Raw genomic sequence first — 8,281 nt, 5'->3', positions numbered from 1 at the left:
AGCAGCCTGCTCAGCAGAGATGTCGGCACCCAGACTCTGCTTCGTTCCGGCATAACCAGCCATGTCCGCCGCAAGCGCCAGCATCGCCGGATAGTTGTACATGATCTGCGACATCACAAAACCTTTCGACTCATAGGTAACGGCTCAGAAGCCCGGGTAGCTGCTCGCCGCAGCACTGTCCACGGCCACATAGGTGCCCGCCGCATCACCCAGATTCGCCTGCGCAATATCCAGCAACGCATTCACCTTCGCCGCCGCCGCCACAAACCTGGCATGCGCCGCCTGAAATGCCGCCGCACCCTCACCAGCGAAATACGCCTGCGACGACATGGCCTCCTGCTCGGCCTGTCCGATCGTCGACCGCATCAACCCCGCCTTGGCCCCAAACGCCGACTCCGACGCGACCAACTGCGGAATGTGAGCATCCAACAAACTCATCCCAAAAATCCTTTCGTTACTCGATTACCGTTGCCCGACGAACGTCACGCTCAGCTGCGGTCCCCCTCCCCTTCCGATGGCTCCGGACCCCACGTCCCCGGCACCATCGGCATGCCAGGACCATTCCCAAATCCGGTGTCGCGCAAGGTCGCTAGCCCCGCCGCTTCAGCTGAGTCTTGCTTGCCCGCCGTACCTGCGAACCCGAGTGCACCGGTACCGCTTTCCGAGGCCACCGCCGCCACGACCAGATCCCGATCGTCGGGCTTACCCCAATCCGGGTCGACATCGACGTTCATGTCGGCGAATTCGTCTGCGTGGTCGTGAATCTCGGCCCGACGTCGTCGGTGCGTCCCGGACTTGGCCCGGCCCGCCGCACCGACGGCGGCTGCGGCGGCAATCGAGCCCGCCGGTGCCTTGTTCTCGTCGCGGTCGATCAATGTCGGCCCGGGACCGCCGCCGGAATCCATGCTGCCGATCATGTACGGGAAGACAGCCGCGGGTGCGGGTGCCGGGGTGGCGCCCGCTGTTGCCGCGGCCGGCGCGGTCGGAGTCGCGGATGCCGGCGTACTCGCGGGCGCCGGGGCCAACCCCGCCGCCGGCGGCAAAGACTCAGCCGACCGCGGGGCGCCGCCGGCCGGCGCGGCCAGCAGCGGCGCCAGCCCAGCCGGATTCGCCAGAAACTGTTGCAACGCTGCCGGAAGGACGATCGCCACGATGGCGCCGGCGATCAACGACGGATAGGTGATCGCCGCAGCGATACTGGTCGACACCTCGTAGGCGATGAAGAACAACAATGGGAAATAGGTACTCGGGTTGGCGAAGATGGCGCTGAGCGTCCCGCTCGGATCCTGCAGGAGTTGCACCAACTGGTTGTAGATATCGGTGAAAAAGTCGCCCGACGCCGACGGATTCGCCACCGCCGCAGTCGCATTGGTCTTGAGCACCGCTGGCGCTGCGCGGGCACGCGGGGCCGACGCCAACGCCGACCCGGATACGCCTTGGTACGTCGCCATCGTGGCGGCCGCCTGGATCCACATCCGGGCATAGTCTGCTTCGTTGACAGCGATTGGAATCGTGTTGATTCCGAAAAAGTTCGTCGCGATCAGCACACCGTGGATGACATGGTTGGCCGCCAGCTCAGGAAACGTCGGCATCGCGGCGAGCGCAGCGGTGTAGGCGGCGGCGGCTACCTCGTGTTGGGACGCCGCCACAGTGCTGTTGGCACTGGCCTCGGTGAGCCACGCCAGATACGGCAGGTGCGCGCTCACATATTCTTCGGCGCTCGGACCTTGCCACCCGCCGGCCTGTACCGTGCTCAACAGTGAGGTGAGTTCGCTTGCTGCCGAGGCATATTCAGTACTCAGCGCAGTCCACGCTCCCGCGGCCGCCAACAGCGGTCCGGGTCCAGGACCGCTACTGAGGAGCGCTGAATGCACCTCAGGCGGCGAAGCCATCCACACCGGCGCGGTCATCGTCTACAGACCGCCGCCGTAGCTCGCTGCCGCCGCCGCATCGCCGGCCGCGTAACTCACGCCAGACTCCCCGACACCGATACCGGCGCGGCCGAGTTCCTCGACGCCTTCGGCCGCTACTGCCGCGTGCTCGGCGCCCTGGGCGCTGAAACCGGCGGCGGTCTGCAGCGAAACCGGGTCAGCAGCGGCCGGGATGACACCCGTGATGGCTGGCGCGGCACCCGCGTGCGCGGCAGCCAACCGGGCCGTGATCGCCTCGACAGCAGCGCTGGCCGACGCCAAACCTTCTGGGACAACTCGCAGTGTCATGACTCATACCCTTTCGTTGAAACTCACCTGCCGCCGTCGACGGCGACGCCTTCGTTGACCAGCGGGTTGACCAACTGCACATAGGTGGGAAGCTCGCTGTCGGTCAACAGAATTGCCCGGCCAGCCGGCAACCGGTCGAACCGCTGACCGCGAACCTTGCCACCGTCGACCGGATTGCCCGACAGCATCAGCGTGGTCGCCTGCAGGTCGTTGAACCTGCGCAGCAGCGGACTGGTCATCAGCGCATGGGCAGCACCGCTCGCCCGTGCGGTGACGATGACCCGCAGGCCCAGATCGCCGGCCTGCGCCAACAGTCCGATCAGCGGCGTCCAAGGACGCTGGCCCACATAGGGGCCCGTCATCGCGGGAGTGTCTGGAATCTGGTCGACATCGTCGATGATCAGGTAGTGGGTGTGGCCCTCGAATGACCACCCGGTCAGCTGTGACGCGTCCAGACCGGCGGGCGGGCGCCGCTTCTCGATCAGCCCGGCCAACCCGAGCATCGCCGGGGTCACCCGGTCGATGTTCGCGGTGTACTCGTTGTCCGGGAACAACGGCTCGTCGACCAGATGCAGTCGCCGATCCAACACGGTGAAGGCGACGCGGTCCGGTGTCGAGTTCTCGCGGATCGTCCGAATGATGTGCCGCAGCAGGGTCGTCCTGCCGGATCGGGTGTCGCCCAACACCATCAGCAGAGGGTTCTGGGCGAAGTCGAGCTGGACTGGGGCCAGGTCTTCTTCGCGTTGACCAATGACGATCCGGTCGGCGCCGCCGTACACCGGTTCGAGTGCGGCGGGGTCGAGGTTCGTCGGCAGCAGTCGCACCGGCGGCGCCGCGATCCCCTGGTGCAGGGCGTTGATCACCGGCACCTGCCTCAGGTCGGGTGCCGCGATCAGGAAATGCTCGGCGGCCATGGTCAGGCCACGACCCGGCTGATCGGCGGGCACTCCGTCGGCCGGCCGCTGCAGTGCACCGAGCACCCGAACGTTGCTGTCGCGCGCGTCGTGCAGCTTGAGTTCCAATCGCATCCCCAGGCCGTCCCGCATCGCCAGCGGCACCTCAAGCCAGCTCGGTGTCGTGACGACCACGTGAATGCCGTAGGCCAAGCCGACGTTGACGAGCTCGGTCACCTTGCTCAGCAACGGGTTTCGCGTGTTGAACTGGTCGGTGTTGTCCCGGCTGAACGCGTACAGGTTGTCGATGACCAGAAACACCTGGCCCAGCCCGTCGTCCGGCCCCTGCTTGTCACGGAATACTTCCCGCTCCTGCCGGATCCGCAACAACTGCTCGAGTTCGCCGAAGGTCCGACGGATACGTTCTGGCTCCAGCGCGGACGCCACGCTCCCGACATGCGCCAGGTCTTCCAGCGCCCGAAGCTGCCCGCCGCCGTAGTCCAGGCAGTAGAAGCTCACCTCACGCGGCGAGTGCAGGCTCGCTGCTGACAGGATGAATGTCTGCAGCGCGGTCGATTTACCGGATTTCGCGCCCCCATGGATCAGCAGGTTGCCGGCCGAGGAGCGGGCGTCGAACACCAGCGAATCGCGGCGCATCTGGAACGGCCGGTCGATCTCCCCCAGCGGCCAGCGCCATTCGCCGCGCGGCAGCGACGCCCGCGCCAGCGCCACGCTGAGCGGAATGACCTCGTCGAGCGGCGGCAGCCACAGCTCCGGCGCCTTGGGGCCGAAGCGGGCCAGTTGGTCGCCAATGGTGGCGATCAGCTTGCGGGACGGGGCGACGGGTTCGTCGTGTCCGTTCTTGGCGATGACCGTCGTCTGGTCGGGTTCGACCCGGCTCGCGGTGAACAGCTTGGGCTCGGGAACTGAATGCACGACCAGTGTTTTCGGGGTCTGCGGCGGATCGTAGATGCCGTCGACGTAGGTGCTGCGGAACTTGATCGGCGCGGCACCGGGCGCGGGCACCAAGAAGCCGACGCCCTTGTGCTCTTTACCGGCTTCGATGTGGTAGGCGTCCTCCACACCGATGATCGAACGCGACACCGCCGGGCTGGCCACCTTCAGACCGATTCGGTACGAGGTGTTCTTGTCGATGTCCTTGATCTTGCCGACGTCCAGCGTCTGCGACGCGAACAGAATGTGGATTCGGAACGAGCGGCCTTTGCGCGCAACGTAATCGAACAACTCCGCGTATTCGGGATGGTCGGCGAGCATCAACGTGAACTCGTCGGCGACGACAAACAACGTCGGGATCGGCGACAGGTCATGCCCGGCGGCGATCGCGTTCTCGTATTCGGTCACCGAGTTGAACGCGCTGCCCTGCACCTTGCGACCGGCCTCGCGCAGCAACATCTCCCGGCGGGCGACTTCGCCGCGAAGAGTGTCGGCAAACCGGTCGGCCAGCGACTTCTTCTCGGCCATATTCGAAATCACCGCGACGACCTGGGGGAAGTTGCGGAAGATATCCGCTCCGGCCTCACCCTTGAAGTCGGCGTAGATCACGATCAGCCGGTCGGCCGAGTGGGTCGTCAACAGCGACAGCAGAATCGACATCAGGGTCTGCGACTTGCCGGCACCGGTCATACCGATCATCAAGCCATGCGGACCCATGCCGCCTTCTGCTTCGTCTTTGAGGTCGAACATCAGCGGCTCACCGGTCGCGGTGACACCGATCGGAACCCGCAGCTCCTCGTCGCGGTGCCGCGGCGCCCACATGGTCGGGACATCCAGCCGCGAGGCGTCCGGAATGCCCAGCAGCGTCGTAAATGTGGCGCCGCGGGTCGCGCTCGATTGCAGGCCGCTGTGGGTCGGGTTGGAGTCCCACCGCGACAGCCGACGCGCGATATGGGCCGTGTCTTCGACGGAAAGAGAGTCGGCGCTGGCGATGTAGCCCTGCCAGCCGCCGGTCTGCCAGCGCTCGATCACGCCGTTGGCGATCCGAAGGATGGGCCGCTCGGGATCGGAGTACTGCTCTCGGTGCGGTGCGGTGGTCGATCGGTAGATGACCGTGACCCCAGCCCGACCAGCAGCCAACGGCGATGCGCCGAGGTCGAAATCTGGATCGTCGACAATGATCAACAAGTGCCGCAACGCATCTGCGGATCCAGCGGCGAATGCCGGGCGGTCGGAGAGCGTGGTTCCGAGCAGCGCGATTAGTTCGTCGGGTTTGGTCGACAGGTAGCGGGCCGGGCCCACCCCGTCGGCTTCGGCGGGAATGTCGACGTGCGGCAACCATTTCAACCATGACCAGTCCGGGGACTCGAGATCGGGCGTAGCGACCGCCACGCCGAGCACCGCGGGGTCGTGCCAGGTCACCGCTTGGGCCACCCACGCCCGCAGCGCGCCGCGCGCCTCGTCCTCATCGCCGAGCACGGTGATCCGCGACAGCTTGGTCAGGTCGATCCCGGTCGGGACGTCGCGCACCGTCCGCTGAGTGTCCAACAGGCTGCGTAATGCGCTGTGCGACACCGGCTCCAGGTCGACCTCGTCGGCGGTGTCGTTGACCCGCAGCGCGGTGTCCAACGCCGCCGAGTGCACGCCCGCACGCACCACCAGGAAGTCGCCGTCCTGGGGATCGCGTTCCCACTGCCGACGCGACCCGGGAATGGCGGCCAGCTCCGCCGGTGCCGGGTGCGACCATTCCGCGGCGGCCCGCTGCGCCGCGGCCTGCGCGCGGACGTTGTCCCGGACCACTGAGAGGTAGCGCAGGTAGTCGGCGCGCTCGGCGTCGATTTCTGCGGTGCTCGATTTGTTGTCACCACGAAAGAACGCGGTGGCCGCCAGCAGCAGCACGAACGGGAAGAACAACGTCTGCGGCGAGATGAGCCGCATTCCGGTGGCGACCATCGCGACGATCATCCCGACGATCAGCAAGACGATCACCACCGGCAGCGCCCGCTTCAGCAATGACGGCGGGACGACCCGGGGCAACTCGGGTGGCGCCTCGATGTTGATGCTGCCCTTGCGGGTCACCGGCGCAGGCAGCCTGCGGCGCGCCTCGAAGATCAAGCGGCTCATCGATTTTGCCCTTCGGAAGAGGTACGGCCAGGTCGGGAGTCTGGCGCCAGTCCGTCGTGCGCGAGCAGCGCATCGGCCCTCGACAGGGTCGGCCCGGGCGCGTACAGCGACAGCACCGACCACGGGATCGGCGTTGCTGGCGGCGTCAGCCCCAGCGCATCAACGGTTTTCGGGTTTCCGCTGACACCGGCTTCGTTGTCTATGCCGTACCGCACGCCGGTGTCGGAAATCCAGAACAGCGACCCGGCGGCCGCAGACGACGCATTCTGACCAACGGCCTGGGCGTAGTACCCGGCGCCAGGGGCCATCGCCACCCGAGTGGCGATTCCGTCTGACCCGGCACCGACCAAGTCCTCGGTGTGCACCGCGTCAGGAATCGGTAGCGCCGAACCAGCTAGCAGCGTCAGCGAATTCGTGCTGGCACCGGACGCTTCGCTCCAGTGCGCACACGTCACCGGATCATGCATGGCGTCGAGCAGAATGATGCGCTGCTCGGGATAGCGGCCGATGTCCAGTTGCCGCGACACCGGCAGCTTGGCCACCTTGTCGGCGCCCAGATGCGGCGGCTGATCCAGCCCGTAGGAGTTGGCGTTGCGCAGGATCGCGGCCAGCACCGGCGACACCTGCTGCAAGCCGTCCGGCAGCACCGCGTAGTAGTTTGGCGAATTGCTTTCCAGCCCATGGGACTCGACAATCCCGCCGATAGGGGCGGGCACTGGGAACGTGGCGGGGCTGCCGGCCTGGGGGATCGCGGGAGCGACCAGTGCCGGCGATTCGGGGATCGCGTTGAACAACCCAGCAGCGATCGGCCGCGGTTGGGCGTCTACAGCGAGGCCCAGCGCACTGGTCACCGCATGGTCGGAGAGATCGATCCGGCTGCGTCGCCCGTCCCACAGCAGCCAGGCGCTGGAGGCGTTGCTGACCAGCACAGCCTTGTTCTTGTCGACCGCTGCAGCGCGCGTACCCGCGCTGTCTGGAACACCGGCGATCACCGTGATTCCGGCCGCCATGCCATCCGTCGCGTCGCACACCGTCCAGTCGGCGTCCTTGCGGGTGTTCTGCACCATCCGCTGGGGTGCACCCGGAATACCGATCAGATTGCCGAGCGGAAACTTGTCCAGCTCATCGCTTTTCACCATGGTCGGATTGGCAGGCTTGCCGGCGATCAGTCGGGCCGATGCCAGGTTGAGCACCGGATGAAGTTGATCGCCGACTCGCACGTACAGCGCGGCGGTGGACCGGTCCGCCAGAATGGCGTTGTTGGCCGCCGACCCATTCGGCCGAATCAGCGAGAACACAAAGCAGCCGGCCAACGCGGTGACCAACACGACGACACCCATCAGCACCGCGCGCGTCTGGGTGCGTAGCGGGTCAACGAGCATCCGGGTATCGTGCAAGGCGACACCAGAAGCGATGCGGCGCATGACAAACCGCCAGCCCGTCACCTGATGGCGGGTGACGAAACCGCGGCGGTAGACCACCTTCTCCGGGTTGTCGTTGACCGGGGTGCGCGAGGCGAACGAACGCCGATCGTCGCCGGGTTCCGGCTCAGCCATGGGCGCCACTCCTCGTGCCCTTTCCGGATCGCACTGCCCTGTCTATCGTCGTCGGCGCGCTCATGCCGGCATCTCCAGGCGCAGGCCCTCGAGCAACGGCGGCACCGTGTTGGCCACGTCGGCGGCGGTGATCGTCATGAGCTCCTCGTCGGTGAATTCACCTGTCTTCGCATGCTCGGAGTGGTCCAGCCGGAACTCCCGCTCCTCTTCCGACTTTTCGACCACGTTTCGAACGAATCGACCGTTGCCGGCGATGTCGAGCCCGCGACGTTCGACGCCGACGGAGTCGGCCTTCGTCGTGCTGGCCAAGTGGGCGAACAACGTTTCCAGATCGGCGAGAGCGGCTTGTTCGAACGCGCTGTCACGGCGGGTCGCCATGAAGTTGGCGATCTCGATCAGCTCGGCCGGCTGGTAGGACGGGAAGTCAATGGTGCGAGTGAACCGCGACCGCAGACCCTGGTTGGTGTCCAGGAACCGATCCAGGTCCGCCCGGTAGCCGGCGATGATGACCACCAACCGGTCACGGTCGTTTTCC

General features: G+C 66.4%; 5 protein-coding genes and 2 pseudogenes. All 7 read right to left on the bottom strand.

What is annotated here, in order from left to right; all coding sequences use genetic code 11:
- Nucleotides 1–114 (bottom strand): annotated as a pseudogene (locus AC2VOU_RS07405) (WXG100 family type VII secretion target); the annotation flags it as partial.
- A 30-nt stretch (nucleotides 115–144) separates the two neighbouring features.
- Nucleotides 145–438, bottom strand: a complete 294-nt coding sequence (locus AC2VOU_RS07400; protein ID WP_486956790.1) for a WXG100 family type VII secretion target — start codon at nucleotides 436–438, stop codon at nucleotides 145–147.
- Nucleotides 439–488: 50 nt separating this feature from the next.
- Complete coding sequence (locus AC2VOU_RS07395) at nucleotides 489–1,910, bottom strand: PPE domain-containing protein (RefSeq protein ID WP_486956789.1); 1,422 nt, start codon at nucleotides 1,908–1,910, stop codon at nucleotides 489–491.
- Nucleotides 1,911–1,913: 3 nt separating this feature from the next.
- Nucleotides 1,914–2,219 (bottom strand): PE family protein, encoded by a 306-nt coding sequence (locus tag AC2VOU_RS07390; protein WP_486956788.1) that lies wholly within the window; start codon nucleotides 2,217–2,219, stop codon nucleotides 1,914–1,916.
- 23 nt (nucleotides 2,220–2,242) lie between these two features.
- Nucleotides 2,243–6,190, bottom strand: a complete 3,948-nt coding sequence (gene eccCa / locus AC2VOU_RS07385) for a type VII secretion protein EccCa (RefSeq protein WP_486956787.1) — start codon at nucleotides 6,188–6,190, stop codon at nucleotides 2,243–2,245.
- A complete protein-coding gene (eccB, locus tag AC2VOU_RS07380; protein ID WP_486956786.1) occupies nucleotides 6,187–7,746 on the bottom strand; it encodes a type VII secretion protein EccB in 1,560 nt (519 codons plus the stop codon). Before eccB ends, eccCa begins: the two co-directional genes overlap by 4 nt.
- Before the next feature lie 60 nt (nucleotides 7,747–7,806).
- Nucleotides 7,807–8,281, bottom strand: a pseudogene (locus AC2VOU_RS07375) (type VII secretion AAA-ATPase EccA); the annotation flags it as partial.

It is taken from the genome of Mycobacterium sp. TH-M25 (genome assembly GCF_057473665.1).
Note: the sequence above shows the minus strand (reverse complement) of the source record. Positions and strands in the feature narration are given on the sequence as shown.